This is a genomic window from Hymenobacter ruber (assembly GCF_054783255.1).
The window spans coordinates 120,643-146,852 of the sequence record NZ_BAAGQX010000001.1; the positions used below are offsets into that span (position 1 = coordinate 120,643).

General features: G+C 63.2%; 27 protein-coding genes. 5 read left to right on the forward strand and 22 right to left on the reverse strand.

The window, feature by feature from the left end:
* Positions 1 to 12: 12 nt before the first annotated feature.
* The 9 genes from ACYVM5_RS00635 to ACYVM5_RS00675 all read right to left on the reverse strand — a co-directional run bounded on the left by ACYVM5_RS00635 (position 13) and on the right by ACYVM5_RS00675 (position 7,283).
* Complete coding sequence (locus ACYVM5_RS00635; protein ID WP_460616246.1) at positions 13 to 1,467, reverse strand: OprD family outer membrane porin; 1,455 nt, start codon at positions 1,465 to 1,467, stop codon at positions 13 to 15.
* Between the two features lie 10 nt (positions 1,468 to 1,477).
* On the reverse strand, positions 1,478 to 2,533 hold the full coding sequence (locus tag ACYVM5_RS00640) for a c-type cytochrome (protein ID WP_460616247.1): 1,056 nt from the start codon (positions 2,531 to 2,533) through the stop codon (positions 1,478 to 1,480).
* 28 nt (positions 2,534 to 2,561) lie between these two features.
* A complete protein-coding gene (locus tag ACYVM5_RS00645; protein WP_460616248.1) occupies positions 2,562 to 2,972 on the reverse strand; it encodes a DUF6691 family protein in 411 nt (136 codons plus the stop codon).
* Positions 2,969 to 3,616, reverse strand: a complete 648-nt coding sequence (locus ACYVM5_RS00650) for a class I SAM-dependent methyltransferase (RefSeq protein ID WP_460616249.1) — start codon at positions 3,614 to 3,616, stop codon at positions 2,969 to 2,971. Before ACYVM5_RS00650 ends, ACYVM5_RS00645 begins: the two co-directional genes overlap by 4 nt.
* Positions 3,617 to 3,635: 19 nt before the next feature.
* Positions 3,636 to 4,196, reverse strand: a complete 561-nt coding sequence (locus tag ACYVM5_RS00655; protein ID WP_460616250.1) for a YeeE/YedE family protein — start codon at positions 4,194 to 4,196, stop codon at positions 3,636 to 3,638.
* A 30-nt stretch (positions 4,197 to 4,226) separates the two neighbouring features.
* The gene (locus ACYVM5_RS00660; RefSeq protein WP_460616251.1) at positions 4,227 to 4,568 is read right to left on the reverse strand and encodes a rhodanese-like domain-containing protein; all 342 of its coding nucleotides are present in this window, start codon (positions 4,566 to 4,568) and stop codon (positions 4,227 to 4,229) included.
* 93 nt (positions 4,569 to 4,661) lie between these two features.
* Complete coding sequence (locus ACYVM5_RS00665) at positions 4,662 to 6,017, reverse strand: MBL fold metallo-hydrolase (protein WP_460616252.1); 1,356 nt, start codon at positions 6,015 to 6,017, stop codon at positions 4,662 to 4,664.
* Positions 6,018 to 6,075: 58 nt separating this feature from the next.
* Positions 6,076 to 6,894, reverse strand: coding sequence for a sulfite exporter TauE/SafE family protein (locus ACYVM5_RS00670; RefSeq protein ID WP_460616253.1), 819 nt, complete (start codon positions 6,892 to 6,894; stop codon positions 6,076 to 6,078).
* Between the two features lie 65 nt (positions 6,895 to 6,959).
* Entirely contained in the window at positions 6,960 to 7,283 is a 324-nt protein-coding gene (locus ACYVM5_RS00675) for an ArsR/SmtB family transcription factor (protein ID WP_460616254.1), read from the reverse strand.
* 328 nt (positions 7,284 to 7,611) lie between these two features.
* Here ACYVM5_RS00675 and ACYVM5_RS00680 point away from each other — a divergent pair, with 328 nt between their 5' ends.
* From ACYVM5_RS00680 to ACYVM5_RS00690, 3 genes are all read left to right on the forward strand, one after another.
* Positions 7,612 to 8,274: a hypothetical protein gene (locus tag ACYVM5_RS00680; protein WP_460616255.1), complete on the forward strand. Its 663-nt coding sequence runs from the start codon at positions 7,612 to 7,614 to the stop codon at positions 8,272 to 8,274.
* 139 nt (positions 8,275 to 8,413) lie between these two features.
* Complete coding sequence (locus ACYVM5_RS00685) at positions 8,414 to 8,785, forward strand: hypothetical protein (protein WP_460616256.1); 372 nt, start codon at positions 8,414 to 8,416, stop codon at positions 8,783 to 8,785.
* Between the two features lie 261 nt (positions 8,786 to 9,046).
* Positions 9,047 to 9,652 carry a TlpA family protein disulfide reductase gene (locus tag ACYVM5_RS00690; RefSeq protein WP_460616257.1) on the forward strand — a complete coding sequence of 202 codons (606 nt, stop codon included), beginning with the start codon at positions 9,047 to 9,049 and terminating at the stop codon, positions 9,650 to 9,652.
* 105 nt (positions 9,653 to 9,757) lie between these two features.
* On the opposite strand, the gene ACYVM5_RS00695 is transcribed toward ACYVM5_RS00690, so the two are convergent.
* The 9 genes from ACYVM5_RS00695 to ACYVM5_RS00735 all read right to left on the reverse strand — a co-directional run bounded on the left by ACYVM5_RS00695 (position 9,758) and on the right by ACYVM5_RS00735 (position 21,507).
* Positions 9,758 to 10,207: an MPN domain-containing protein gene (locus ACYVM5_RS00695; RefSeq protein ID WP_460616258.1), complete on the reverse strand. Its 450-nt coding sequence runs from the start codon at positions 10,205 to 10,207 to the stop codon at positions 9,758 to 9,760.
* Positions 10,208 to 10,220: 13 nt separating this feature from the next.
* A complete protein-coding gene (locus ACYVM5_RS00700; RefSeq protein WP_460616259.1) occupies positions 10,221 to 11,978 on the reverse strand; it encodes an E2/UBC family protein in 1,758 nt (585 codons plus the stop codon).
* Positions 11,978 to 12,976, reverse strand: coding sequence for a CBASS cGAMP synthase (locus ACYVM5_RS00705; RefSeq protein WP_460616260.1), 999 nt, complete (start codon positions 12,974 to 12,976; stop codon positions 11,978 to 11,980). Before ACYVM5_RS00705 ends, ACYVM5_RS00700 begins: the two co-directional genes overlap by 1 nt.
* 3 nt (positions 12,977 to 12,979) lie before the next feature.
* Entirely contained in the window at positions 12,980 to 13,999 is a 1,020-nt protein-coding gene (locus ACYVM5_RS00710) for a CBASS cGAMP-activated phospholipase (protein WP_460616261.1), read from the reverse strand.
* A gap of 423 nt (positions 14,000 to 14,422) precedes the next feature.
* Positions 14,423 to 14,938 carry a hypothetical protein gene (locus ACYVM5_RS00715; RefSeq protein ID WP_460616262.1) on the reverse strand — a complete coding sequence of 172 codons (516 nt, stop codon included), beginning with the start codon at positions 14,936 to 14,938 and terminating at the stop codon, positions 14,423 to 14,425.
* A gap of 153 nt (positions 14,939 to 15,091) precedes the next feature.
* Positions 15,092 to 15,616, reverse strand: coding sequence for a hypothetical protein (locus ACYVM5_RS00720; protein ID WP_460616263.1), 525 nt, complete (start codon positions 15,614 to 15,616; stop codon positions 15,092 to 15,094).
* Between the two features lie 11 nt (positions 15,617 to 15,627).
* Entirely contained in the window at positions 15,628 to 16,758 is a 1,131-nt protein-coding gene (locus tag ACYVM5_RS00725; RefSeq protein ID WP_460616264.1) for an efflux RND transporter periplasmic adaptor subunit, read from the reverse strand.
* Positions 16,759 to 16,784: 26 nt separating this feature from the next.
* Positions 16,785 to 20,051, reverse strand: a complete 3,267-nt coding sequence (locus ACYVM5_RS00730) for an efflux RND transporter permease subunit (RefSeq protein WP_460616265.1) — start codon at positions 20,049 to 20,051, stop codon at positions 16,785 to 16,787.
* Positions 20,052 to 20,064: 13 nt separating this feature from the next.
* Complete coding sequence (locus ACYVM5_RS00735) at positions 20,065 to 21,507, reverse strand: TolC family protein (RefSeq protein ID WP_460616266.1); 1,443 nt, start codon at positions 21,505 to 21,507, stop codon at positions 20,065 to 20,067.
* Between the two features lie 137 nt (positions 21,508 to 21,644).
* On the opposite strand from ACYVM5_RS00735, the gene ACYVM5_RS00740 reads away from it, so the two are divergent.
* Entirely contained in the window at positions 21,645 to 21,890 is a 246-nt protein-coding gene (locus ACYVM5_RS00740; RefSeq protein WP_460616267.1) for a YidH family protein, read from the forward strand.
* Positions 21,891 to 21,916: 26 nt separating this feature from the next.
* Here ACYVM5_RS00740 and ACYVM5_RS00745 read toward each other — a convergent pair whose 3' ends face one another.
* The 4 genes from ACYVM5_RS00745 to ACYVM5_RS00760 all read right to left on the reverse strand — a co-directional run bounded on the left by ACYVM5_RS00745 (position 21,917) and on the right by ACYVM5_RS00760 (position 25,322).
* The gene (locus ACYVM5_RS00745) at positions 21,917 to 23,311 is read right to left on the reverse strand and encodes a HAMP domain-containing sensor histidine kinase (RefSeq protein ID WP_460616268.1); all 1,395 of its coding nucleotides are present in this window, start codon (positions 23,309 to 23,311) and stop codon (positions 21,917 to 21,919) included.
* Positions 23,308 to 23,982, reverse strand: coding sequence for a response regulator transcription factor (locus ACYVM5_RS00750; RefSeq protein ID WP_460616269.1), 675 nt, complete (start codon positions 23,980 to 23,982; stop codon positions 23,308 to 23,310). Before ACYVM5_RS00750 ends, ACYVM5_RS00745 begins: the two co-directional genes overlap by 4 nt.
* A gap of 258 nt (positions 23,983 to 24,240) precedes the next feature.
* A complete protein-coding gene (locus ACYVM5_RS00755) occupies positions 24,241 to 25,023 on the reverse strand; it encodes a Fic family protein (RefSeq protein WP_460616270.1) in 783 nt (260 codons plus the stop codon).
* A complete protein-coding gene (locus ACYVM5_RS00760; protein WP_460616271.1) occupies positions 25,020 to 25,322 on the reverse strand; it encodes a hypothetical protein in 303 nt (100 codons plus the stop codon). Before ACYVM5_RS00760 ends, ACYVM5_RS00755 begins: the two co-directional genes overlap by 4 nt.
* Before the next feature lie 424 nt (positions 25,323 to 25,746).
* Here ACYVM5_RS00760 and ACYVM5_RS00765 point away from each other — a divergent pair.
* Positions 25,747 to 26,210: ArdC-like ssDNA-binding domain-containing protein (locus ACYVM5_RS00765; RefSeq protein ID WP_460616272.1), on the forward strand; the 464-nt coding region annotated here is incomplete at its 3' end.

Genomic DNA, 26,210 nt, shown 5'->3' on the forward strand with positions numbered 1-26,210 from the left:
GGGCCGGCGGCCCTAAAAGTCGTAATTCAGAATGACGTTGAGCTGGTGGAAGTCCACTTTGTTCACGATGTAGCGGTCTTCGCCGTAGGTGTTGCCCAGCGCGCCCTTGTACACGTAGAGCAGTTGCCCGCGCAGGCCCCGGGCCCAGCCGGTAAATGGGTAGGTGAGCGAGGCGTTGAGCTGCTGGTAGGAAGGCAGGCCGTACTTATTCAGGCGGGTGTCGCGCACGTCGGGCAGGTAGTAGTGGCCGTAGCCCACTTCCGCTTTCAGGCCCGGCACCCGGGCGAAGGTATAGCCGCCCAGCACGGCGGCAGCATCCAGGCCGCCCAGGCCTTCGGTGCGCTCGCGGGGCAGGAAGGTGTAGAACGGCTCGCGGCCCCATTCGCGTGGAAACAGAAAGCGCCCGGTGCGGGTGATGCGGGTGTAGTTGGCGCTCAGGCTCCAGGGGCCGCGCTGGTAGCCCAGGCGGGCGCTCAGGGCGTGGGCCTGGCGGCCGGGGGCGCTGTAGGCCAGGCGCGGGTCGGCGTTGCCGCCGGTGCCCACCGTGCGCTGGTAGTGGTACTGCGCGCCCAGGCTGAGCTGACCCGCGCCCACGGCCCGGCCGGTGGTCAGCTCCGCGAAGGCGGCGTTGAACAGGTTGTCGGCGTAGTAGTTCCAGACCTGGGTGGTGGTGCGCGGGCTCCACTGCCGGCTCACGGCCAGCACGCCCAAGCCCCGGCTGCTCAGGTTGCCGGCGTAGCTGGCGCGCTGGCCGGCTTCGGTCACACCCATCGGGTAGAGCCCAACCGAATTGGCCACCGAGTACCACCCGGTGGTGGACCGGGGCCCAATGTGCGTGAGCCAGCCGCCGGTGATGGTGGTGGCCGGCAGCTCCCGGAACTCCAGCCACAGGCCCTGCGCGTAGCCGGGGCTCAGGCGGCCGTCGTGGGCGTTGAGCAGCGGGGTGTTGAGCAGCTGCCGGCCGAAGGTGGCCGCCGACTGCCGAAACCGGTAGCGCACAAACAGCTCCTCGGCCCGCCCGGCGAGCTGGCGCCGGCTGGGGTTGGTCACGTCGAACAGGCCCACCTCGTAGCGACTCACCGCCCCGGTGGCCGCGTCGGCGGTCAGCAGGTTGGCCGAGCCCACGCTCACCCAGGCGAAGCCGCCCGCGCCCACCTGAACGCCGTGAAACGGGGCGGTTTCGAAGCGCAAACCCGCGCCCAGGCCGTTGGCGAAGTAGTCGGGGCGGTAGCCCCGGTTCCAGGTGGCCATGGTGTAGTTGCGCAGGCGGCCGTGCCAGCGGCCGCGGCTAAAGGCTTCGGGCAGGGTGCACGCCCGCACGGTATCGGCCAGCGCGGGGGTGGGGTAGGGGGCGAGCTGGGGGCGGCCGGTCACGGGTAGCGCCAGGGCCGGCGCGGCCTGCTGCGCCCACGCGGCGGCCGGGGCCAGCAGCAAGCCGGCCCCTAAAAGGCATGCGAAACGAGACATGAGCGGGGAGTTATTGCGCCTTGGACGGCTGCGGGTGGGCGTCCTCGATGGGCTGATACGGCCCGTACTTGTGCTGCTTTTCGGAGAACTTATCCGCGTAAGGCCCGAAGGGAAGGTCCACCGGCTTTTTGCGGATGTCGGGCCAGTCGTGGGGCGTCGCCAGGTGGGGGCGGGGCTGTGAATTCACGAACGCCGCCACGTCCCAGGCCTGCTTGTTGGTGAGCTGTGGGTGGTCGAAGGTGGCCCCGAAGGGCATGGCCGCCTTCACGTACTTGGCGAAGTTCGAGACCCGGAACAGGCCCGCGCCGTCGTTGTAGCTGGCCGGTCCCCACAGCGGCGGGTACTGGTAGCCGCTGTTGTCGGCCAACTGCTGGCCCTGCCCGGCGGGGCCGTGGCAGCTCTGGCACTTGGCCGCGAACACGGCCTGGCCAATCACCGGGTCGGCGGCCCGGTCGAGGTAGGGCATTTTCATAAAGCCCGTGCCGTACACCTTTTTCCCTTTGGGAATGTCCTTCCCCAGCCACTTGATGTAGGCCACGATGGCGCGCATCTCGCGGCTGCTGTCGGGCACGGCGCGGCCGTTGAGGCTGCGCTCCATGCAGTCGGCCACCCGCTTTTCAATTCCTTCGACCGAACCCGAGCGGGCCCGCAGCTTAGGATATGTCGCGGCCACGGCCAGGTAGTTGTTGGCGAAGCCCTGCGTGCCGGCCTGCAGGTGGCAGTTCTGGCAGTTCATGCCGTTGGTCAGGTGCGCCACCGAGCCCTGCGGCCCCAAGTACTGCGCGGTGTGCGCAATCAGCTCCCGGCCGTAGCGAGTCTGGCGGCCGGCGGCCGTGCGCGGAATAGTGGCCGTGTCCGGGGCCGGGGTGGCCGGGCGGTGGTAGCTGCCCGCCGGGGGCGGCCCCTGGGTGGCTTCGTCCTCCGCCGCCACGGGCGCGGGCGCGGCCGGCGGGCCATAAAGCTGCGTGACCACGACCACGATGACCAGCACCACGGCCGCCGTCAGCACCATCAGCAGGCGCGCCAGGTGGGGCAGCTGCTGCACCCGTTCATCGGTGGGTTTCATGGCGGGGAGGCGTTAAAAGGGGAGGAAGTTAGTAAGGCAGCTTTTCGCGCAGCGCGCTGTAGGTCCAGGTACCGGCCAGGGCGGCCAGAATGAGCACGGCGGCCGAGCCGATGCCGCTGCCCAGCTGCGCGAACAGCGGGCCGGGGCAGGCCCCGGTCAGGGCCCAGCCGAGGCCGAAGATGAAGCCGCCAATCCAGATGCCGTGGTTGAATTTCTTGTCGGCCAGCACGATGGGCTCCCCGTCCATCGACTTGAGGCGGTTGCGCTTGATGAGCTGAATGGAAATCATGCCCACCAGAATGGCCGAGCCGATGACGCCGTACATGTGGAAGCCCTGAAACCGGAACATCTCCTGAATCCGAAACCAGCTGATGACTTCGCTTTTGGTGAGAATGATGCCGAACAACGTGCCCAGCACCAGGTATTTGAAATATTTCATATGCAGTAAGTGAGTTCGGAGGAGGAATCGCGCACGCCCAGCAGGCGCACCACGTTGGCCGGGCCGGCGTGGAAGCTGCCTTCGTGCAGCACCACGCCCAGCGCGTGGTTTTCCAGGATATTCAGCCCGGCGAAGTCTGCGGCCAGCGTAGCCGGCTCGTAGAGCATTTCGGCGGTCTTGGGGCCGCCCGAGGGCAGGCCCAGCTGCCGGGGGCTGAAGGCTTCCAGGATGAGGCGGCCGCCGGAAGCCAGGCTGGCGACCGCGGCAGCGTGCACCGCCCGGCGGTCTTCGGGCGCTAAGTGGGCGTAAATGAGGCCCACGGCATCGTAGTGGCCGGGCTGCTGCCAGCCCAGGGCCGTGAGGTCGGCCACCTGGTAGTCGAGGCGCACGCCCTGGGCCACGGCCAGGCGCAGGGCCTTGGCCCGGCCCTCGTCGCTGAAATCCACGGCCGTTACCTGCCAGCCGCGCTTGGCAGCGTACACGGCGTTGCGGCCCTCGCCCTCGGCCAGCAGCAGCAGGCGGCCGGGCGGCAGCGCCTCGAGCTGCTGGCGGAAGTAGGCATTCGGCTCGGTGCCGTAGGCGTAGGTTTCGCCCTCGTAGCGGGCATCCCAGAAATCAACGGCGGTGGGGGCAAGCGCGTCCATAAAACGATGATTTGAGGGATTAAAACATCATCGGGTAAATCACCCAGGTCATCAGCAGGCCGCCGGCAAAGAAGCCGATGACGGCCACCAACGACACCCATTGCAGGTTCGAGAGGCCCGAAATGGCGTGGCCCGAGGTGCAGCCGCCCGCGTAGCGCGTACCGAAGCCCACCAGAAAGCCGCCCAGCACCAGAAACACCCAGCCTTTCCAGTTGGCGAGGTTATCGAGGGCGAAGAGCTCACGGGGAAGCAGGCCGGTGAAGTCGGTGAGGTGCATTTCGGCTTTGAGGTCGCGCACCGTGGCGGCTGAGATACCGACCACGTCCGGGTGGCCCATGAGGCGGTAGCCGATGAAGCCGCCCAGCGCGATGCCGAGCACGAACACCAGGTTCCAGATTTCGGCCCGCCAGTTATAAGTCAGAAAGGGAATGCCGGCCGGCACGCAGGCCGCGCACACGTGGCGCAGCGAGGAGCTGATGCCCAGCGCCTTATTGCCAACGAGCAGCAGCGCGGGCACCGTGAGGCCAATCAATGGGCCGGCCACGTACCAGGGCCAGGGTTGTTGCAGGAGGTCAAGCATGAAAACAGAAGTCGAAATAAAGAGGCTTACTTATTTAGTAGTCAGTTGTCCCGGCCAGTCCATCACGCCGCCGAGCAGGTTGCTGACCTGCGCGAAACCGGCGGTGGTGAGCTGGCCGGCCGCGTTGGCCGAGCGCGCGCCGCTGCGGCAGTACACGTAGGTGGGCTTGGTTTTGTCCAGGGCTGCCACGCGCGGGCCGAAGTCGGGCGCGGTGACTTCGATGTTGACCGCGCCGGGCAGGTGGCCGGCGGCGAATTCGTCGGGCCGGCGCACGTCCACGAGCACCGCGCCGGGCTGGCGCAGGCCCTCGGCAAACTGCGCGGGCGTCAGGTTTTGAAAAGCCGGGGCGGAAGTTTTATTGAAACCGAACATGGCGGAGGAATTGGAGTGGGAGGGAAACGGAAAGTGTGAGAATGAGCGGATAGGGGCCCCGGCACGGCTGCCGGGGCCTACCCGTCAAAGGGATTAGTGGGCCGCCGAAGCCGACTGGAAGGACTTCACGGCCTCGCTCAAGTCCAGCACTTCGGTGCCGGGCAGGGCGTCGGCCACGATGCTGCTGCCGGCCGCCGAGCGGTAGCCGCCGGCGCAGTGCACCACCACCGGCTTATCGGTCGGAATCTCGCCGGCCCGCTCGCGCAGCTCTGGCAACGGAATGTTGATAGAACCATCGAAAATAGGCTCGTCGCGGTGCTCCACGGGGTTGCGGATGTCCACGATGGTGTACTGCTCCGGGTGCTCGCGGAAGGTCGGCACGTCGAGCGCGGGCAGGGTGGCCTCGGTAGCGGGCGTGCCCACCAGCGCACCCTTAATCAGCGGCTCGTAGCCGATTTTGGCAGTTTTCTGAATCAGGTCTTCCAGCGTCGCCTCGTCGGCAGCAATCAGGTAGTAGGACTCCTCCGGCCCCACGATGGAGCCCAGCCAGGTTTCGAACTTGCCGCCCTGCTGGATGTTGATAGCGCCGTCCACGTGGCCTTTTTTGAACTCGGCTTCGGGCCGGGTGTCGATGACGACCGCACCGGCTGCCAGCGCCGCGCCGGGGGTTAGGCGCGGCACCTGCTGCACGCTCGGCGCATAGGCGGGCGCGCCGGCCTTGTTCAGGGCCACGTCGTAGCCGAAGTACTTGGGGATGAACGGCTGGTCAGCCAGCAGCTCCTTTACGAAATCCGCTTCGCTCAGGGGGCGCAGCATGGGGTTACCAGCTTTTTCGGCCCCGATGCTGCTGCTGTTGGCGCCGCTCAAAGCCTTGCCGCAAAGGCTACCCGCGCCGTGGGCGGGGTACACCAGCACGTCGGCGGCCAGCGGCATCAGCTTCTCGCGCAGCGAGTGATACATCTGCCTGGCCAGCTCCTCGCGCTTGGCGGTCATGTTACCCGCCTTTTCGCGCAGGTCGGGACGGCCCACGTCGCCGATGAAGAGCGTATCGCCGGTGAACACGGCCACGTCCTTGCCCTCGCGGCTGAGCACGATGCTGAGCGAATCGGGCGAGTGGCCGGGCGTGTTCAGGGCCCGGAAGGTGAGTTTGCCGACGGTGAACTCCTGGCCTTCGTCGAAGCTCTCGTGAGCGTAATCAGCCCCGAGCAGCTTGCTCACGCGGATAACAGCCCCAGTGGCTTGGGCGATTTCCAGGTGCGACGACACGAAGTCGGCGTGGGGGTGGGTTTCGATGACGGCCACGATGTTGGCCTCGTTGGCCTTCGCGTAGTCGTAGTATTGCTGCGGGTTGCGGGCCGGGTCGATGAGGACGATTTCGCGGGCGCACTCGCTGAGGATGGCGTAGGAGAAGTGGGCCAGGCCTTTGTCTTCAAACTGTTCGATTTTCATGGTTGGCAACGAAAAAGCGGGTGAAAGAAACGGGAGCGGAAAAGCGGTAATTGATTGATTAAACGTGGTGGAACAGCAGCTCTTTGGTCAGGATGAACGTGCCCATGGCCAGCGTGAACCAGCCAAACGCCGGCTTCAACTTGGCCCCCGGAATGAAGCGGGCCAGGTAGGTGCCCAGCACGATGCCGCCCAGCGCAAAGGCCAGAAACCCGAGCAGAAACGACCAGGCGATGGGCGTGCCCGCGCTCAAATCGCCGGTGAAGCCTATGAGCGAGTTCAGGGCAATGATGGCCAGTGAGGTGCCCACGGCCAGCTTCATGGGCAGGCGCGCCCCGAGCACTAGGGCCGGAATGATGAGGAAGCCGCCGCCCGCGCCCACAAAGCCCGTGAGCGTACCCACCACCAGGCCAATGGTGAGAATGAGCGGGTAGTTGAATTTATGCTGGTGGTGCAGCTCCTCATCGAGTACTTCCTCGGCCTGCTTGCTGCGAATCATGGAGGTGGCGGCCACCACCATGAGCACCGCAAAGGCCACCAGCACTAGCAGGTCTTTGGTGAAGACGATGCCGCCCACCGTGAACAGCACGTGCGGGATGGCCGGCATGAGCACCTTGCGCACCGCAAACACCGCCATTAGGGAAGGAATCAGAAAGACGATGGCGGTTTTCAGCGACACCAGCCCCTTGCGGAAGTAGCCCGAGGCGCCGACTACCGAGGTGCTGCCCACCACAAACAGCGAGTAGGCCGTGCTCAGCACCGGGCTTACGCCCATCAGGTACACCAGCACCGGCACGGTGAGGATGGAACCGCCCCCGCCCATGATGCCGAGCGAGAGGCCAATGAAGATGGCGGCGAAGTAGCCGAGGTAGTGAAGCATGAGGGTTTAACGTATGAAATTATGAATGATTGTTCATGTATTGCGGCAAAAAAAAGCCGCGCGGTTTATAGAAACGTGCACGCGGCCAGGCACTGAATGACATCAATGACTTCGCGCATTTTCAGGGAATAAAAGATGTTCTTGCCGTCGCGGGTGCTGCTCAGAATGCCCTTGAGCTTCATGCCCGAGAGGTGGTGCGAAAGCAGGCTTTGCTCGACGTTGAGTTTCTCACTGATGTCCGTCACCGACAGACTTTCCTGCGCGGCCAGCAGCTGCACAATGGCAATGCGGGTGGGGTGGGCCGTGGTCTTGAGAATGAAGGCCACCTTCTCCATCTTCTCTACGGAGAGGCCCATGTCAACAGAAGCGGTGGAGGGGTGGGCTGTCATAACGGGTGCAAACTTATGAACACTTGTTCATTCATACAAGTGTCGTCTTTTATAAGTTCACGGAGTTTCACCATTTGCTCTAAAACCCGTGTGTTTGACGTTCATGGTCCCGGCACCCGGGCAAGGTCTCCTACGCCGCTTGTCGCGCATCCGGCGGCGAGCCTCTCTTTTGAGCACACGGCCCTGTGGCTCCACCGAACTGGCCCCGGGCGTATCGTGCCGGCGAAGTAAAATAGTTGGTTCAAGCTGCAAACTAAATGCCTTTCCGACCCTATCACTTTATATCTGCCCATGGTGGGGAGAAGCAAAATTTCACAACATGCACTGTATGAGCAATATTATAAATCTGCAACAGCTTTTAGGTACTCACCCCTTCAACGCCGACCGCCAACTCAAATGGAAAATTGCGTCGTCGTTCGCGGCGGATGCCAACGATTTTTTATGGCGGGTGGGCTTGTTAAACCAGAACCGACCCCATGATACGACGGCCTATTTTGCCAAGATGTACGTCGACCTCTTGATGAGTGCTGAGTGTGCGCTAAAATCCTTGATAATCAGCCTGTCGGTAAAAGGGGAGACTCCCGAGGATGCTTACACCGTTGCGCGAAGAACCGGCCACGACTTGGAAAAGCTTTACCTCAAAGTAGAGGGACGGGCAAAGCGAAGAATCAAGCTGCTGACTCCCAAGCAGCGGGCGCTGCTGATGAAGGCCAATACCATCGGGGTGGGCTACCGCTATGATATTTCGACGTTCTTCTTTTTGAGTCGGGAAAACCGGATTGACCGGGCATTTCAGCGCGGGCCGGTTAGCGGCATTCTCAATTACGAGTTCATTATGGAGTTTTACGCCATGCTGCACGATTTACGGGATACAGCAAATGCTTCGCTCAAGAAATATTACGGGCGCGACAATTCGCTGGCCGGTGTAAATCTTCAGAAGCTGGCAGACCGGCAAGATGCCTTTTACACGGCCGTCGGGCGCTTGCTATAGTGCCCCATGCGCCGAGAGGTTGGCCGGCCGCCGAATAAGTTGTGGGCATTTGCACGCAACTATTCGGCGGCTCGCCGCGCCTTTCGCTCCGATGCTTTTGTGAGAAAGCACGCACCTTTGCGCTGTCTAACCGGACCGAATGTCTCGATTGCTGTCCCATTTGCTGTTGCTGCTCTATGCCGGTGTTTACCTGCATTGCCAGCCGCTGCCCGCGCGAGCGGTAGGGGCCGCTGGTGCTGGTGGTAGCCACCAAGAAAAGCGCAGGGGCAGCCTCTGTTGGAAGAAGCTGCAAACGGTGCAGGCCAACCCGCAGGCGACGCAAGCCCACCAAACCCAGGCCAAGCTACCGCCGCTGGACCTGTGCCGCAACGGTGACTTCGCGGAACTGTATTTCGGCCTGCTGTTTCCGGCCCGCCCGCCCGCGCCTGCTCCTGCCCGAGGCCCCCACGCTAGCCCCGCGCAGGCTTTTGCCAACCACCCCAACAAGGCTCCGCCCACCCGCTTTTCCTAGGAAAACGCGAAGTGGAGCCAGCGTTACGCCCGGTTAGCTGTACCCGATTGCCGAGCCAGCGGCCGGGATTTTTATGCCCAGCTTAGTTAGGCGTCTCAATTGCGACGTGCTGGCTAATCCAGTTGCTGACATTGCGGGCGGCTCCTTCGTTTCCTTCCTGTACCGTGAATTGGCCCTTGAACAGGAGCTTAACCTAATTATTTATGAACAAATGAAACTCTGTTCATATTAACTTTGTCCCGCTTTCAAATCCCCGAACCTATGAATCGCAAGACCTTCACCTCCTGGCTGCCGCTGGCCCTGTTTGCCCTTGTCCTGTTAACGCCCCTGCGGCCCATCGTGCTCGGTGGGGTGCAGCGCGGCTTGCTGGCCACCGGCCTCTGGAAAGCCGAAGTTCCCGCCACTACCCCCGCCACCGAAATGCCGGTGGTGCTCACCGGCGGCGCGGCTTACCCGCACAACCTGCCCATGGTCACGCTCGACGGCAAGGCCGTCAATCTAAGCGACCTGAAAGGCAAGGTGGTGTTCGTAAACCTGTGGGCCAGCTGGTGCCCGCCCTGCCGCGCCGAAATGCCCGGTATCGAAGCCCTGTACAAGAAAGTTGACCACTCGAAGGTGGCCTTCGTGATGCTCTCGCTCGACGACGACGCGGCCAAAGCCCAGAAGTTCGTGAAAAGCCAAGGATACACCTTCCCCGTTTACCTGCGCACCGGCAACCTGCCCGCTCCGTTCGATTCCAACTCCATCCCTTCTACCGTCATCCTCGGCCCCGATGGGCAGGTGGCGGCCCGCCACGACGGCATGGCCGAATACGATACGCCCGAGTTCAAAGCAGCGCTGGATAAGCTGGCAAAGTCGGCGCGCTAGGCTGCCTAGCAGAGGTATGCTCCCTCACCGGGCGAGGTGGCTACGGCCGCCTCGCCCGGTTTGCGTTGGAGGGGAGGCTACGTTGTTGAACTGCTCCTCATCTAGCTATTCCGCTGGCTCAGCATAGGTTTTGAGATGGCCATTTTCGATAATGCCTACGTAGCGCGATTCGGTGCCCTGAATAACCAGAAGTAAAAAATCGGTCTTCCGGCCTTTATTCTGGTACTGCTGACGAATCATTTTCCGGTCAGTTTCCGAGGGCGTTGGGTGGGGCTCGGGGTGCGTGTGCCACTCTCCGAGGTAAACCATCTCTCCGTTGCTGTTATAAAATTCATAATCAATCACAATCTGAGCCGATAGCACATGACGCTCAAAATTGAAACGAGAAGCTTTATCGAGGCCCGTGGGTACGGTCAGGCGCATGACCTGAATTTCATCGCCGACCAGCTTGCCCATTATAATGCCACCCGCTTCGGGCTGCGATTTGCCACGTTGGGTAAAGTGGTCTAAAATGGCCAAGGCTTCAACATGAAAGGCAATCTGTGGCTTCCCCATCTGGGTGGCAAGGTTAAAGTTTGGTGGGAATTAGGTCGCCTTCCGCGAAGCTACTGGTGAAGCCGGACTTGGCTAGCCCGCGCTCTATGATGGCGTCGCAGTTGCCCAACCAGGTAAAGGCCCAGGCTTCCGGTGCGGGATGGCGCAGCAACCGCCGCAACTCGGGGAAAATACGCCCAAGGAATAGAGTGACGTATTCCTGCGAGTAAGGTACGTAGCTGGTTTGGCAGCCAGCTTCCTTTAGCAGCATCTGATTGGCTGGCCGCCGGTACTCCGCCGTGGCCAGCACATTGTAGTTATAATACCCTTCCGTGAACAGGGAGCCGTAGTTAGTGGTATGACCGGGCGGAAAATACAGCAGATGCCCCCCGGCCAGGTAGGGCTCCACCCAAAGAACGAAAATGGGGCGCGTGAGCACTTTTAAGGCCTGTAATTCCAACAGGTATTGTTCCACGGTGCTACGGCCAACGGCCAGGATAATGGCATCGCACTCGTTCAGGTAAGCGGGTTCGCGGCGAGCCACCTGCGCGATGGACTCTTTGCGGACAGATACGGTTCGTAGCGGCTGTTGCCGCTCCAGGTAGCGCTGCAAGCCTTCGACTTTGCTCACCCCCACGTCGTCAATGCCCAGCAGGTGCCGGTTGATGTTTTCCAGGGCCAGCGGCTCGGTATCGACCAGGCGCATTTCCCGCAGCGGAAACGAGGCTAATAAATGCAGTAGGTTCGAGCCGATGCTGCCTAGGCCCGCCACCAACAGGGTGTATTCGTGGGCGGATGGCTCGCCAGCCGTGCGTTGCGTGAGGCGCTGGCTGGTCAGCGTATCGAAGCTGAGCCGCCATACCGGTTTGGACCGGTCCAGCGTAGTCAGCACCCCCATGGTCGAAAGCTTGTCCGGCCGGAAGCCTTTGCGCTGCTTGAGCTGGGGCCAGGTGTGCTGCCAGCCAAAATACTGCACCTGACCCGCGAGGCGCTTATGAAACACTACCAACAGCGCGGTAGAGGTGCCGTTGAGGTAGCGCCGCAAGTCCTCCCACTGGCCGGGAAAATGCGCTTTGGCCAGCGCCAGCGCGCCGCCATTGCTAAAATTGAACGGCGGCAGGGTATCGCCCAGCTCGCCCAGATGGAAAGCTGGCGTCGTTTCCACGCTGATGGCGCGGCGCTTCAGGACTTCCCGAAACGACCTCGTGGTGGTAGCATCGGCGGGCAGCACGAGGGAGTACCCGCCCAGCGGCTGGCTCAGGCGCAGCAGCTCACAGGGGCCAGCCGGGAAGGCCATCGCGGTTAGCGAAATGCCCGTTTCAATGTTGTCCTGTTCCGCATACCGGTCTTCCCAGTAGGCAATAAACTCCTGCTGAAAATCGCCGGTGTTAGTGCCGGCCAGCCCTTGTTCCAGCAGCTGCCGAGCCTGTCCCAGGCATGCGCGCACGATACCGTGCGGGTCGGCGGGGTTCACCTGTACGGTTTCGGGGTCGAAGGCGCACACCAGTCCCGTCGAATCGACGTGGGGCAGATAGCGGGTGCGCTCATAGTCGGCGCGGTCCAGAAAAATGGTGGGCAACACCAGCGGAAAATCCGCCGGCAGCCCCACCAGAAACTGGAGAGGCCGCACGGTCTCATCGGGGCCAAAAACCTCGGCATCAAGCAGCCACACCTCCGCGAAGGAGCGGCGCAGCTTGCGCCGGGCCACTTCCGGCGCGGTCAGCACCCGGCAGCAGTGCGTTTGCTGCATTTGCGCCAGCGCCTGCTGCCGGGCCGCTTCAAAGTCGGTCATTAGGCACTCTTGGCGTTTTCGGTAATGACGGCGGGCGAACCGAACGCGCGAGCTCCCACGTCCTTGTCCTCGGCCAACCGGCAGGGGAAACGCGAGCCCAAATGCGTCTGCCACTTGCCGCAGGCCACTTTTTGGTTCGTTTCGTTCACGGCCTGCTTCGCGGATTCCAGAAATGCATCCAGCTTGCCGATGAAGTAGTCCTCGTGGTTGTAGTCGTCCAGCAGGTTCTCGCCCGCCGGCACCGTGGGCCGGTTGCACTCGAAGGCGGTACGCAGCGTGTCGCGGATGGCCTGCAGGGTATCGCGCAGGGCCACATCGTCGCGCTCATTGTAGCGGGCATTTTCCGTCGCCCAAATGGTCATCACCAACCCGATGGGCATCTTACGGGTGCCGCTACGGTCGTTCTGATAATCGCACCAAGCCTTGAGGTAGCGCACCAGGCTGCGCAGCTGCGGCTGCTCGTCGGCTTGGTCCGTGAACCAGGTCACAAACTCCCGCGGGTCGCTATCAATCCAGCTTTTGGCCTTGTGCGCGAGCTGGGGCACCGCATCGTCGTCACCCTTCAGCAGAAAGTAGATGGGCAGGTCGATGTTGTGGCCGTCGTGGTAAATCACCCGGATGCAGGTGTTTTTGTCAACCGGAGCCGTGTCGGTATGCCCGTCCACGGCATCCCAAATCCAGTTATGGTACGTAGTAATGGCCTTGCGGTCACTTTCCTTGCCGATGAAGTAGACGCCGTCGTCCACATCGTACTTGTACTTCGTTACCTCTTTTTCATCTTCTATCACCACCTTGGGGATGGGGTTGATGGCCACGCCCATCATAAACGAGCCTTGGCCGTGAAATTTGGGCTTCAACTCGCCGGGCTTGTTATTCTTGAAGTATTCCTTGATGCGGGTACGCAGCGCTTTGCGCGAGCGTTTCAAGCTGTCGTGGCGGGAGTCGTTGAGGATGATTGCCTCGTCAAACACCTTAAAAATGGAGTCGCAATTGGCCATAAACTAGTGGGTTTTGTAGAGCTTGGGTTGGGCGAAGAATTCAACTATTTTGGGGTCTTTGCGGAAGAGTTGCCCCTGGTCATCGCCCTTGCCAGCCAGCAGGTCCAGTGCAGCGGGCGTGGCAACATCCAACTGCACCTGCCCGGCCTGCTCGTGCGATATGTCAGGGCAGGGTATGCGCAGGTAGTTCACGTTCACGTCGTTCACCTCGTTCATCTTCTTCATGAAATGGTCGGTGAAATGGCTTTGACCGGTCATCGAAGTTTCGAACAAGGCATCGCGCCATCCGAAAAAGGAGCGAAACCGCTTCTTACCGGTTTTGGCCCCGCCCGTCAGCGTCAGGCTGCTCACCGAGAGGATACTCAGCTTTTGAAATTCCTTGCCCTTGCCCACGAAGTAGGTGAGAGCTTCCAGGAAACCGACCAGCGTCGGGTTGTTGGCCCACACACCGCCATCGATGAACTGCTTGTTGTGGTAGTGCGCGTTTTCTGCCACCGGGAAATAGGTGGGGGCCGCGCTCGTGGCCAGCGCCACGTCCACGTACCGCGTCTGATTATCCCGGTTCAGCTTGCCTTCGACGTGGTCAAACTTGAAAATCCAGGGCCGGGCATCGGTAATTGTGTAGGAAGGAATGCACAGCAGGTTCTGGCTTTCGCCCAAAGTCCGGTCCTGAAACACCTTATAGAGCGCTTTTTTCAGCGGCTCGTCGCTGAATTTCCCGTTCCAGGTTATCTGCTTGAAGCCGCTCCAGAGACGGTGAATCCAGCGGACGCCACCGTACTGCGGAAAGATGTTGCCGCCCTCATCGCGGTAAAATTGGCAGATGTCGGCAGCCGGAATCTTCAGCGAGAGTGCCAGCGCAATCAGGCCACCCGTTGAAGTGCCGCACAGCATGTCGAAGTGGTCCGAAATCTGGCAGCCGTATTGTTCCTCCAAGTGCTGCAAAATGGTGGCCGAGTAGAGGCCCTTGATGCCGCCACCGTCAATGCACAAGACCTTAAAGGTCTTTTCAGGTAAATCCATTAGGTGTAATTGTTAAGCCATGGGCAATAGATGAGAAAGCCGCCAATGGAAATTGACGGCAAGAAATTACCCGTTTGGCCTACCAAATTGAGAAACCGGTTCCCTTTCAGCGTGCGATAACTGGCGAATCTAATTAGCAATTATGGTTTGCTAAAAATAGTTCGCTACCACTTTAGCAATTGACCTTGTTTTGCCCAGGTTTTATAGCTTGCATTCTTGTTATGAGTATATTGCGTACTGAAAACATTATGATAAAATATTCTTGTATGGTTGGGGCTGGCAGGAGGGCAGGATTACTTATGTTGTATAGTCGTTGGGTAGACCTTCTCCTTTATCAACTGTTGTAACGCGCTATTTGGTATGATACGAGGTCATTTTTCCAAATCAGCGAATGGCTGGCCTACCTGCGTTGCAAATGCGCCATTACCTAACCAGCCGCACTGATACCGCCATCGAAAGCTCCACGCCCCCTGGCCGCCGGGTGTTCACCACGGCCCGCATACCATCAGAGGGAGTACCGCTGAGGTAGCTTACCGGTTCGGGGCCCAAGACCAGGCCGTGGCCCAGGGCGGTACTGATGCCCAGCCGCTGGCCCGGTTGCCAGCGCATGCCCGCTCGCAGCCGGCCGACCACGCAGGGCCGGATGTGCAGCTGGGCGGTTTCGTCCTGAAACAACCCGGGGTCTTCGTGCGTGACGAGGGTTACGAAGCTGCGGCCCGCCGAGTAGGCCACGTTGGCCCCGACGAAGGTGCTGAATTTAGCCTGTTCGTGGAAGTAGTACCGGGCTCCAATGCCGCCCGTGAGGCCGCCAAAGTCATACCCCAGGCCGGTGGTGGCTTCCAGGTTGGGTGCGATGCGGCGGCCGTAGTCGAGGCCCCAGCCGTAGGGCGCGCCCAGCCCACCCGTGAGGGTAAGCACCGCCGGCCGAACGGGGTGCATTGCCCGGCTATTTTGATGGGCCAGCGAATCGGACTGGGCGTGACACGGCCGGACCAGCAGCAGTCCGCTGATAACCATTGCTCCCCGGAGACCAGCGGTGAAGGAGAGAAAGACAGGAGTAAAAAGATGCATCTGCAAGGCGGTGAAGTAGTGCTAGTTGGGATTCAGCCGCCCGGCGTTCGGCAGCAGTGCAACGACAGTTGGCGCAGTTGGGAAATAAGACCAGCTGAGCGTACCATCGGGCTCCTGAATCAGGACAAAGAGGCGGCTCACGCGCCGGATGCCCCTGTGCGCTAGCTGCCGGCGGATGGCGGCTTCGCTCAGGTGCGCAGCTCGCAGCGCTCCGGGCAGGAAATGCCCCCGGAAAAGCAGCAGCAGCGGGGCCGTCCGGGGGAAACACCGCCGGGCCGCCGCCCGCGTCAGCTGGTACCGGAGCGCCAGCAGCCCGGCCACTGCCGCCCCGGTGCCTATAATAGTTTGCAGAACCGTCAGGTGCCGGCCAACCCAGGGCAGTGCCCAACCCATCGCCAGCATACTCAGACCATCAAGGGCCCGGACGTGCGGCGGAGCCGTAGCCCGAGCCACTGCCCGCAGCACCCCCAGCGGCACCGCGTAGAACAACATGCCCAGCAGCGGCCACCACGATTGAATCCCGGACAGTGCCTCCGCGAACGCCATGGCTTCAGCGGCTAGCGCAGGGCCACCTGCACCGGCTGCCGGGCCGCGATTTCCTCGTTGCCGGCCTTGAGGACCACGTCGCCAGCCTGCAGCGGGCCGAAGACTTGGACCTGGCCGGCATTCTCGTCGCCTTTCTGCACGTCCACCAGCTCGGTTTTGCCGGCCGCTACGCGGATGACGTAGGTGCGCTCGGCCGTGGTGACGACGGCCGATTTGGGCACGTAGAGGCTGGTTTTGGGGGATTTGATGGGCAGGCTGGCCGCCGCGTACATGCCGGGCTTGAGCTGCTCCTTGGGGTTGGCAATGTCGATTTCAATCACTTCGGAGCGGGTGCCGGGCGTCACGTTGCCGGCCACCCGGTTGACGTGGCCGGTGAAGTTCTGACCGGGGAAGGGCCGCACGTTGAACTGCACCGGCCCGCCGGCCTTGATGTCGCCGACGTAGGCTTCGGGCACGGCCAGGCGCAGGCGCAGCCGGTCAATCTGCTGGAGCTTGAACAGCGGCACGGCCGCCTGCCCGCCCGGTCCCACGAAGGCCCCGGCCGCGAGCCGGCGCTCGGTAATCACGCCCGCAAACGGCGCGGTGATGCGCAGGTAGGAGGCCATCTGGCCGGCGGCCTGGTAGTGGGCGCGGGCGGCCACCACGCCCAGGCTGTCGGTGGCGGTGCGGGTGCGGGCCTCGTCCAGGTTCAGGGGCGATACCGCGCCGGGCGTGCGGGCCGTCTGGCGCAGGCGGCGGAAGCTGCCCCGGCTGGCGCTGAACGTGGCTTCGGCCGTTTTAACCTTGGACAAAGCCTCGCTGAGCGCGGCCGTGAGCTCGGGAGCGTCCAGCTCGGCCAGCACCTGGCCCTGGCGGACGTGGTCGCCGATGTCGGCGTGCAGCGTGCGCACGTAGCTGCTCACGCGGGGGAAGATGTCGGTCTGGTAATAGCTTTCCAGCTCGCCGGGCAGGCTCAGGGCCTGGGCCGGCTGGGTGGCCGTGACGCGCACGGCGTCATAGCGGATTTCGGCCGTGGCGGCGGGTTTTTCCGCAGCGGCACTGGTGTCGCTGGCTTCGGAGGAGCTGCACCCGTTCAGGGCCGTGGCGGCAGTCAGCAGGCTGAGGCCGGCCAGAAGGCGAAAGGAAATCGGGAGGATATTCATGGAATGAAGGGGATTGCGAAGAGGGATTAGGCCATTTCAGCTTCCGCGAGCGAGTGCTCCGTGATGGGTGCTTCGTTGCCGTCGTAGCTGGTGCTTTCCGGGTCGTCGGGGTCGAGGGAAACGGAGGTGAAGGACGTTTTGCGCTGCACGGCGGCAAACACCACGGGCAGCACGAACAGCGCGGCGACGGTGGAGGCCAGCAGCCCGCCAATCACGGCCCGGCCCAGCGGGGCCGACTGTTCGCCGCTCTCGCCCAGGCCCGAGGCCATGGGCAGCATGCCGGCCACCATGGCAATGCTCGTCATCAGGATGGGGCGCAGGCGGGCGGCCCCGGCCAGGCGGGCGGCGGCTACGGCGTCGCGGTAGCGCAGGCGCAGGCTCTCGGCGTTGGTGACGATGAGCACGGCATTGGCCACCGACACGCCCACCGACATAATCACGCCCATGTAGGACTGCAGGTTCAGCGTCTGGCCCGTGAGCAGGAGCAGCGCCAGCGACCCGGCCAGTACGGCGGGCACCGTCACGAGCACCACCCCGGCCACTTTCAGCGACTGGTAATTGGCGGCCAGCAGCAGGAAAATCACCACGATGGCCAGGGCCAGGCCGGTTTGCAGGCTGCCCAGCGTTTCGGTGAGCAGCTTGGCCAGCCCGCGCAGCTCCACGATGGAGCCCTTGGGCGGCGCGCCCAAGGCCTTGATGGCCTTGTTCACGTCGCGGGTGGCGGTGCCCAGGTCCTGGCCGGTGATGTTGGCCGAGACGGTGATAATACGGCGCGGGCCGATGCGGTCGTACTGGCCGGGCACGGTGGCCGTGTGCAGCGTGGCCACGTCGCCGAGGGTGGGGCGCAGCTGGCCGGGCACCAGCGGCAGGTTCTGCATGTCGGCCACCGATTTCATGTTCTGCGAGGCCAGCTGCACCTGCACCTGGTAGGCGAAGCCCTTGCCCTGGTCGAGCCACAGGTTCTTGGCCGTGAAGCGGCTGGACGAAGTGGCCGCCACCAGCGACTTGGCAATGCCATCGGGCGTGAGGCCGAACTGGGCGGCGCGCTCGCGGTCCACGTTCACCTGCACGGTGGGGTAGCTCAGGGGCTGGTTGATGCGCACGTCGCGCAGGTAGGGAATCTGTTTGAGGCGGGCCACCAGCTTGTCGGCGTAGCCCTGGCCGTCCTGCAGACTCTTGCCGCCCACCAGGATTTCGATGGGCGTCTGGGCGCCCTGGCTCATGATTTTATCGGTCAGCTCGATGGGCTCGAAGCTCAGCTGTACGTCGGGCAAATGCTGGTGCACGGCCTGCCGAATCTGCTCCTTGAGGGCATCCAGCGACTTTACCTTGTAGTCCTCGGCCAGGTTTACCTGCAGGTCGGCCTCGTGGGGGCCGGAGTTGAACACGTAGAGCGCGCTGGTGCCGTAGGAGCTAGGCGTCATGCCCACGAAGGCCGAAGTGATGCCCACGTTCTGCGGCCCCACAATCTGCTGAATCAGGCTGATAACCTCCTTGGTGCGGTCTTCAGTGCGCTCGATGCGCAGGCCCTCGGGGGCCACGATGCGCACCTGAAACTGCTTGGAATGCGTGATTTTGGGCATCATGTCCTGCCCGATGTTCACGAAGCAGACCCCAATTACCACCGCGCAAATTAGCCCGTACACGGTGGCCACCAGGGCGCGGCGGGCCAGCAGCTTATCGAGCACGCGCAGGTAGCGCAGCTTCACGCGTTCGAAGCCGGTGACTTCGGTGGGGTGGCGGTTTTCGTAGCCTTCCTGCTGAATGTCGCGGGGCTTGGTCAGGTCGGGCAGCAGGCTCAGGTCGTGCGGCTCGGTGTGGGCGTGGCCCTTCAGCCACCAGTTGGCCACCACGGGCACGAAGGTTTGCGAGAGCAGGTAGGAAACGATAATCGAGAAGCCCACCGAGAGCGAGAGCGGGATGAACATGCCGCGCGGCACGCCCGTCATCAAAAACGCCGGGGCGAACACGGCCAGGATGCTGAGCGTGATGAGCAGCAGCGGAAACGACACTTCCTCGCAGGCATCCAGAATGGCGCGGGCCTTGGTTTTGCCCATTTCCTGGTGCTGGTGGATGTTTTCAATCACCACCGTGGCCTGGTCGACGAGGATGCCGATGGCCAGGGCCAGCCCCGAAAGGGTCATGATGTTGATGGTTTGCCCAAAGAGCTGCAGCAGCAGGATAGCCGCCAGAATCGAAATCGGGATGGTCAGAATCACGATGGCCGAGCTGCGGGCATCGCCCAGGAACAGGAACACCACCAGCCCCGTGAGCAGCGCCCCGAGCCCGCCCTCGAAGGCGAGGCTGTGCACGGCCTGCGTCACGTAAATCGACTGGTCGAACTCGTAGCTGAGCTGCACGTTGTCGGGCAGCAGGGCGCGCATTTCGGGCAGCTTGGCCTTGAGCGCGCTCACCACGCTCATCGTGCTGGCATCGGCCGACTTGGTGACGGGGATGTAGACCGAGCGTTTGCCGTTGATGAGGGCGTAGCCCACGGGAATGTCGGTGGCATCTTCCACCGTGGCCACGTCGTGGATGAACACCGTTGGCCCCACGCCCTGCTTGAGGGGAATGTCGAGAAAGTCCGTCACCTTGTCCAGCACCGAGTTGCTGGGCGTCATCACCATGTAGTCGCCCATGCCCACCGAGCCGGCCGGTGACACCTGGTTGTTGCGCACCACGGCGTTCACGATTTCATCGGGTGTGAGCTGGTAGCTCTTCATCTTGTCGGGGTCGACCTTGATGACCACCGTGCGCTCGTTGCCGCCGAAGGGCGGCGGGGCCGAAGCGCCGGGAATCTGCGAGAACAAGGGCCGGATTTTGGTCGAGGCCAAATCCTGCATCTGCCCCAGCGAGGCGGTGCGGCTGCTGAACACCAGCTCGCCCACCGGCAGGGAGCTGGCGTCGAAGCGCACCACCGTGGGCGGCACCGTGCCCGGCGGCATGTAGCTCAGCACGCGGCTCACCTGCGAGGCCACTTCGCCGGCCGCCTGGGCCATGTTCACGTCCTCGTAGAACGTGCACTTCACCAGGCACAGGCCCTGGATGTTCTTCACCTCCACGTCCTTGATGCCCGAGACGTAGAGCATCTGGTTCTGGTAGCGGGTGGCGATGAAGCCCTCCATCTGGGCGGGCGTCATGCCGCCGTAGGGCTGGGCGATGTAGATGGTGGGCAGGTTGAGCCGGGGGAAAATATCGACCGGAATGCGCCCCAGCGCCAGCACGGAGAAGACGACGATGCCCAGCAGCGCCACGATGACGGCAATGGGCTTGGCTAATGCAGCTTTTATCATGAGAAAGAAGGGCTTACAGCTGGCCGAGCAGGCCGCCGAGGTTGCCGCCGGCGGCGCCTTGCAGCAGCACGGCGCGCCAGAGGTTGTTGGTGGCCAGGGCCTGGTCGGTTTCGGCCCGGTTGAGCACGGTGATGGCCTGGGTGAGCACGAGCAGGTTGTCGAGGCCGGCGTCGTAGCGGGCGCGGGCCTGGGTGTAGGCCTGGCGGGCGGCGGCGAGCTGGGCCGGAGCTTCGAGTGCGGTCTGGCGGGCCAGCTCGACCTGCAGGGCGGCGTTCTGCTGCTGGGTGGCCAGCTGCAGGGCTTGCTGGTCGTAGTCGGCGCGGGCCTGCTCGACGCGGATGCGCTGGGCCTGCGCGGCCCGGCCGGAGTGAATCAGCTCGGTGGCGCGCCAGGTGAGGGTGGCCCCCAGCATGTAGTCGTAGGCCTTGAAGGGCAGGCCCGCGCCGGGCGAGGAGTTGATGGTGAAGTCGCCCCGGTCGTTGGTGGCATCGGCCACGCCCGAGCCCCGGCCCCAGGTGGAGGCCAGCAGATTGAGCTGAGGCCGCTTGTTGGCGGTGAGCAGCTTGACCTGCGCCTCGCTGGCTGTGATGCGCCGGCGGTAGGCGCGCATCAGCGGGTTGTTGGCGCGGGCGGTGTCACCGGCGGGCGGGCCGGCGTTGGCCTGCGGCAGGTGCGAGTAGAACTGCATCGAGTCGAGCTGCACGTCCTGGGTGGGCTGGCCCAGCAGGCCGGCCAGGCGGGTGCGCTGCTCGCGGGCCTGCTGGCGGGCGGCCAGCACCTGCAGGCGGGCGCGGGCCACTTCGGCGTTGGCCGTGGCGCTGTCGATGCCCGCCCGGATGCCCGAGCGCGTGCCGGCGTGGATGACGGTGCTCAGGTTCTCGGCCCGGCGCAGGTTGGCCCGTTGCAGGGCCACCGATTTCTCCGCGCCCAGCGCCAGCAGGTAGGCATCGGCTACCTGGGTCTGGTACTCGAACACGGCCTGGTCGTAATCGGCCTGCGCGGCCGATACGGCCGCTTCGGAACGCTGCTCGTCGGCCCGGTAGCGGCCAAACGTGACGGCCGGCCACTCAATTACCAGCGCCCCGAGGCTGGAAAAATTGGTCTTCGCGTTGTAATCGGTGGTTTTGATGCCGCCCGAAATTGGGATGGCCACCCCGCCGATGAACGCGCCGCGCACCTGGTTCATGGTCGAGTTCACGGCCTGCAGCTGGGCGCTCACCTGGGGCAGAAAGGCCGAGCGGTTGGTGCGCACGTCGGCCTGGGCGGCGCGCACGGCGGCCTGCTTGGCGCGCAGGGCGGGGTAGTTGGCTTGGGCCACCTGCAGGGCCTGGGGCAGGGTGAGGGGCCGGGGCTGCTGGGGCAGTTCGCGCGGCTGCTGGGCTTGGGCGGGCGGCCCGGCCAGCAGCCCGGCCAGCGCCAGCGCGGTGCCCAAGGGAAAGAGGTTTCTCAGCTTCATGCCGCAAACCTCCCGCGCTGGTATTAGAGCGACATTGGAATCAGATTAGAAGTTATTAGAAATGGGACGAGGCAGACGGGCATAATGGGTTTTCTTAGCCTTTTTTCGTAGAAAGACGACCATCTTAAGCCCGCCCCATGCCCGACCCACTTTCCCTCACCGACCGCCTGGCCTTGCAGCGCACGCGCCTGGCCAACGAGCGTACGTTTCTCACCTACGTGCGCACCAGCTTGGCCATGGTGGGCTTCGGGCTGGTGCTGCTGCAACTGCACCCGGTGCGCGCGGGCTGGCTGGGCTACGCGGCGCTGCTTGCTGCCGGGGTGGTGATGCTCATCGGTTTCTTCCGGTTCCGGCAGCGCCGACGGGAAATAGAGTCCTGCTAATGAGTGGCCCAATTCCATGTTCATTTTTAAGCGTCTAGCAACGGCAGCCAGACTTCCGCCACGGTGCCGCCGTCTGCCCGTGGCACCAGCCGCAGCCGGCCCCCGTGCCGCTCGATGATGCGCTGGGCCAGCGTGAGCCCGATGCCAAAGCCCGGTACCTGGCCCACGTTGCGGCCCCGCAGCAGCGGTTGGAAAATGCGGGTCAAATCCTCCGGCTCGATGCCCGGCCCCTCGTCCTCCACACACACGAGAATACCGCTCGGCTCATTCGCCGCAGCCAGGCGCAGGGTCACGGGCTGGCCAGTTGAATACTTGGCGGCATTATCCACGAGGTTGCCCAAAGCCGTGCGCAGCAGGTGGGCGTGGCCCAGCACTTGGGGGGCTTGCGGCTGCTGCGCAATCGTCTCGGCCACGGTCAGGGTCAGGTGCTGGGCGGGGCGCTGTTGCTGCACCGTATCAATCACATCCACGAGCACATCGACCAGCTCCAGCGGGTGGCCGCTGAGGCGGGCCTGCGTGCCGTCGAGCTGGGCCAATTGCAGCAGGCCGTTGGTGAGGGCTGTGAGCTTGTCGAGGTCATTCACGGCCCGCCGGATGCCGGTTTGCAGGCTTGCCACATCGGCGTCGTAGGCCAGCGAGGTTTCGAGCCAGCCTTTGATGGTGGTGAGCGGGGTGCGCAGCTCGTGCGAAGCCTGGGAGATGAAAGCCCGCTGGTTTTCCACCAGCAGTTCCTGTCGGGCCAGCAGCTCGTTGAAGGCCCCGGCCAGCACACCTACTTCGTCCCGCTCGTTCACCGGGCGCAGCCGAAAGCCCAGCGCATCGGCCCGCGCCGAGGAGCGCAGCTGCCGTACCAGCAGCGTGACCGGGGCCAGGGCGCGGTTGGCAAACACTGAGCCCAGCAACACCAGCAGGGCCACCGCCCCCAGGTTGCCGTAGAGGAATGACCGAAACAGGATGCGTTGCTGGGCGTAGCCTTCCAGGTCGTAGGCCGTCACTACGGCCACGTACTGGCCCGGCACATCGGGCCGCCGGTAGGCCAGGCCCACGCCCTCCATCGGGCGGCTGTGTTGGGGGCTATAATAGGAAAAGGAAACCAGCCCGCGCCGCCGCACCCGCGTCAGAAAAGCCGTTGAAGGCGTAAAATCACCCACCGGCTGACTGGCGTACACCCGCTGTCCATTCGGGGCGAACACCTGCTCCACCTGCTCGGGTAGCGAGGTGAGCACCGTGCCGGCAATGGAGTCGTTATAGGCCAATACCTGCTGCGTCACCTCCGCCTTGCGGGCCAGGCGCTCGGCAAAGGTGTGCTGCCGGAAACGGGCGTTGCTGCTGTACACGTAGCCCGAAAAGGCCAGCAGCAGCGCCCCCACCAGCCCCGCGAACCAGAGCAGCAGCTTGTGCTTTATCTGGAGCCCATTCATCCCTGTAACAGGTAGCCCGCGCCCACCACGGTGTGCAACAGCTTCTGGTCGAAGCCCTTGTCCACCTTCTTGCGCAGGTAGTTGATGTACACGTCGATGATGTTGGTGTTGGTGTCGAAGTGCAGGTCCCAGACTTTTTCGGCGATGTCGATGCGGCTCACGGTCTTGCCCTTGTTCACCAGCAGGTACTCCAGCAGCGAGTATTCGCGGGTGGTGAGCTCGATGCGCTGCCCGGCGCGGGTCACGGTGCGGGCGTCGGTGTCGAGTTCCAGGTCGGCCACGCGCAGCACGGCCCGCTGCCCGGCGTAGTTGGCTCCGCGCCGGGCCAGCGCCCGGATGCGCAGCAGCAGTTCCCGAAACTCGAAGGGCTTCACCAGGTAATCGTCGGCCCCAGCCCCGAAGCCGCTTTCCTTGTCCTGCAAACCGTCCAGGGCCGTGAGCATCATCACCGCCTGCCGGGGCGAGTGCTGCTTGATGTAGCGGCACAGTTCGAAGCCGTTGAGCAGGGGCAGGTTCACATCGAGCACCACCACGTCAAAAGGCTGCTGGTCGAACAGGCGCTGGCCCATCAGCCCATCAAAGGCTACTTTGAGGTCGTAGCCCTCGCTCTCGATGCCTTTTTGGATGAAAGAGGCTAGGCTGGCCTCGTCTTCCACGAGTAATATCGTCATGGCGCGAAGGTCATCACCTATTGCTATAGCCAAGATGAAGATGTTTCCAATATCCCGTCGGCGAATTTGCCGAAACCACAGCTGTAGCAGAGCAGAGGGCGGTGGTTGCTTACATGACGTGACTCCCTACGGTATAGAGCGGGTTGAGCAAAGCCTCACTGACCCGGTTTACTACCGTTGCGCAGCAACTCAAGCCTTCGCGCGAAACTGTGACAGACGCCGAACCCGCTCACATTATGCGCCGAAACCAGTTGAGCGCTAAACTGCTGGAGGAATAGCTGCCGAAAGCTGATACGTCAGTGATTTACCGTGCTGACCCCGCATAAAATCAATAAAAACCGTCAGGTCCTCTGCCAGCCGGCTCTGCTCCAACGCCTCAAAATAGGCTTGGCGGTCTTCCCGGAACACAATGGTCAGTGGGTGGCCGTAATAGCGCTGCACGTAGTTCATGAGCAGCCGGGAGGTGCGCCAGTTGCCATCGTTGAAGGGGTGAATGCTCACCAGCCGCTGGTGGGCCTCGAAAGCCAGCTCCAACTGCTCGCGCAGGGTGGCCGCCAGCGGCATCCGCTCGCGTAGCTCCCCCACCAGGGCCGCGACCAGGGCCGGCACCTTTTGCGCGTTGGGAAACGAGCTGGCCCCAACGATGAATACGTTGTTGCGGCGCAGGTCGCCCTGCGTGGGGTCCACGGTGCCCAGGGCCGTGTTGGTGAGCCGGCCGGTACTGCGCATGACGGACCCCGCCAGCTCCCGCAGGAACGCCGGGCCGGGTAGCTGTTGCGCATCGGCCCGCTCCAGGGCCAGGTCGAGGGCGCGGGCGTGGTCGCCCAGCATGTCGTAGCCCTCCAGCGGCTTGCCGGGTCCCAGCACGGGCGCTTCGCCCAATAGAAAATCCATTGCTTCAAGCACCGTCACGCGGGAGCCCTCAATCATGGTAGAGTGCGCCGAAACCATCACCTGGCTGAGCTGCTGGCTGGTTTGCTGGCGCACCGGGGGCAGCTGCTGCACCAGCTCGGTCAGGCGCTCAATCTCGTCCCAGGTCATGCGGCTTGCTGCCAGGTGGCCGCCCGGAGCGCCGCCACGTCCACCGTGGCCAGGGGCAGGGGCGTGGCCAGGCCCGCACCGTGAATCAGGTCGCTGGCCCAGGCCGCCAGGTCGTGGGCGTAAATCATGCGCCGCCCCGCCTCGTCCTGGTACTCGGTCTTGCCGCGCATGAAGGCTTCCAGGCTCGGCCGCAGCGCCGCCGGCACCTCCACCAGGGCCTGGTCGGGGTGGGTGGGGCTGAGCAGCGAGTTCAGGTAATCCCGCAGGGCCTGATAAGCAGCTTGGCTGGCAGAAGTCATGGATTGAAGGAAAGTGAGCACGCGGCTGAAAGCGTTACCAAAAGTAGCAAATCCACGGCTAATGCGCATGCTGAGCGATGGAATAGCATCTTTTGCGGAGGAAGGCAGCGGGGCGAACCCCTCCGGGCCGGGCTGTGCGGGGCTCCGGCGCTGCCTGCGGTCCTGCGGACTGAACCCCTTCCATCCCTTTCGCGAACCAAAGGAAAAGCCAAGCGGCCAATTCTTGGCGACAACGGCGAGGAGCGGGCGGAAAATGCCTGAACGAAGCGAATAAAGAACAAAAGGGAAAAATCAGAATCCGTGCCAAACAGGGTGATATAACGCTCAATAATTGACGCTTTAATTTACATATTATTGAAACATTAATGCGAACTTTTGCGTTTAAATAGTATAAGCAGCAAGCATAAAACCAACCTGTTAAGCCATGAAAAAGCCCGCTCCTTTCGCTCCCCGCCCCGACGTGTACGAAATCATCACCAACCGCATTATTCTGGCGTTGGAGAACGGCGTGACCCCGTGGAAGCAGCCGTGGAACGCCGCCCACGGCGCGCCCCGCAACTACCGCAGCAAGCACGTGTATCAGGGCGTGAATGCCCTGCTGCTGGGAATGCTGGACTATGAGCACCCGTATTTCCTGACCTACAACCAAGCTCAGGAGCTGGGCGGGCAGGTGCGCCGGGGCGAGAAGGGCATGCCGGTGGTGTTCTTCACCGTTACCAAGAAGGACGACGACAAGGGCGAAGAGAAGAAAAAGGCTTTTTTGAAATACTCCACGGTGTTTAACGTGGCCCAGATTGACGGCGTCGCGTGGAGTTTTCCCGGGCTGCCCAGCCGCGAGCACACGCCCGAGCAGGCCGCCGAGCAGGTGCTGGCCGGCTACGCGGGTGG

Bases quoted from the DNA above. Each gene is read 5' to 3' on its own strand.
- ACYVM5_RS00750 (WP_460616269.1), bottom strand. From the start codon at position 23,982: ATGACGATATTACTCGTGGAAGACGAGGCCAGCCTAGCCTCTTTCATC.
- ACYVM5_RS00730 (WP_460616265.1), bottom strand. From the start codon at position 20,051: ATGATAAAAGCTGCATTAGCCAAGCCCATTGCCGTCATCGTGGCGCTG.
- ACYVM5_RS00740 (WP_460616267.1), top strand. From the start codon at position 21,645: ATGCCCGACCCACTTTCCCTCACCGACCGCCTGGCCTTGCAGCGCACG.
- ACYVM5_RS00660 (WP_460616251.1), bottom strand. From the start codon at position 4,568: ATGTTCGGTTTCAATAAAACTTCCGCCCCGGCTTTTCAAAACCTGACG.
- ACYVM5_RS00675 (WP_460616254.1), bottom strand. From the start codon at position 7,283: ATGACAGCCCACCCCTCCACCGCTTCTGTTGACATGGGCCTCTCCGTA.
- ACYVM5_RS00705 (WP_460616260.1), bottom strand. From the start codon at position 12,976: ATGGCCAATTGCGACTCCATTTTTAAGGTGTTTGACGAGGCAATCATC.
- ACYVM5_RS00665 (WP_460616252.1), bottom strand. From the start codon at position 6,017: ATGAAAATCGAACAGTTTGAAGACAAAGGCCTGGCCCACTTCTCCTAC.
- ACYVM5_RS00735 (WP_460616266.1), bottom strand. From the start codon at position 21,507: ATGAAGCTGAGAAACCTCTTTCCCTTGGGCACCGCGCTGGCGCTGGCC.
- ACYVM5_RS00700 (WP_460616259.1), bottom strand. From the start codon at position 11,978: ATGACCGACTTTGAAGCGGCCCGGCAGCAGGCGCTGGCGCAAATGCAG.
- ACYVM5_RS00715 (WP_460616262.1), bottom strand. From the start codon at position 14,938: ATGCACCCCGTTCGGCCGGCGGTGCTTACCCTCACGGGTGGGCTGGGC.
- ACYVM5_RS00680 (WP_460616255.1), top strand. From the start codon at position 7,612: ATGAGCAATATTATAAATCTGCAACAGCTTTTAGGTACTCACCCCTTC.
- ACYVM5_RS00720 (WP_460616263.1), bottom strand. From the start codon at position 15,616: ATGGCGTTCGCGGAGGCACTGTCCGGGATTCAATCGTGGTGGCCGCTG.
- ACYVM5_RS00710 (WP_460616261.1), bottom strand. From the start codon at position 13,999: ATGGATTTACCTGAAAAGACCTTTAAGGTCTTGTGCATTGACGGTGGC.
- ACYVM5_RS00745 (WP_460616268.1), bottom strand. From the start codon at position 23,311: ATGAATGGGCTCCAGATAAAGCACAAGCTGCTGCTCTGGTTCGCGGGG.
- ACYVM5_RS00645 (WP_460616248.1), bottom strand. From the start codon at position 2,972: ATGAAATATTTCAAATACCTGGTGCTGGGCACGTTGTTCGGCATCATT.
- ACYVM5_RS00755 (WP_460616270.1), bottom strand. From the start codon at position 25,023: ATGACCTGGGACGAGATTGAGCGCCTGACCGAGCTGGTGCAGCAGCTG.
- ACYVM5_RS00655 (WP_460616250.1), bottom strand. From the start codon at position 4,196: ATGCTTGACCTCCTGCAACAACCCTGGCCCTGGTACGTGGCCGGCCCA.
- ACYVM5_RS00635 (WP_460616246.1), bottom strand. From the start codon at position 1,467: ATGTCTCGTTTCGCATGCCTTTTAGGGGCCGGCTTGCTGCTGGCCCCG.
- ACYVM5_RS00685 (WP_460616256.1), top strand. From the start codon at position 8,414: ATGTCTCGATTGCTGTCCCATTTGCTGTTGCTGCTCTATGCCGGTGTT.
- ACYVM5_RS00650 (WP_460616249.1), bottom strand. From the start codon at position 3,616: ATGGACGCGCTTGCCCCCACCGCCGTTGATTTCTGGGATGCCCGCTAC.
- ACYVM5_RS00670 (WP_460616253.1), bottom strand. From the start codon at position 6,894: ATGCTTCACTACCTCGGCTACTTCGCCGCCATCTTCATTGGCCTCTCG.
- ACYVM5_RS00725 (WP_460616264.1), bottom strand. From the start codon at position 16,758: ATGAATATCCTCCCGATTTCCTTTCGCCTTCTGGCCGGCCTCAGCCTG.
- ACYVM5_RS00760 (WP_460616271.1), bottom strand. From the start codon at position 25,322: ATGACTTCTGCCAGCCAAGCTGCTTATCAGGCCCTGCGGGATTACCTG.
- ACYVM5_RS00690 (WP_460616257.1), top strand. From the start codon at position 9,047: ATGAATCGCAAGACCTTCACCTCCTGGCTGCCGCTGGCCCTGTTTGCC.
- ACYVM5_RS00640 (WP_460616247.1), bottom strand. From the start codon at position 2,533: ATGAAACCCACCGATGAACGGGTGCAGCAGCTGCCCCACCTGGCGCGC.
- ACYVM5_RS00695 (WP_460616258.1), bottom strand. From the start codon at position 10,207: ATGGGGAAGCCACAGATTGCCTTTCATGTTGAAGCCTTGGCCATTTTA.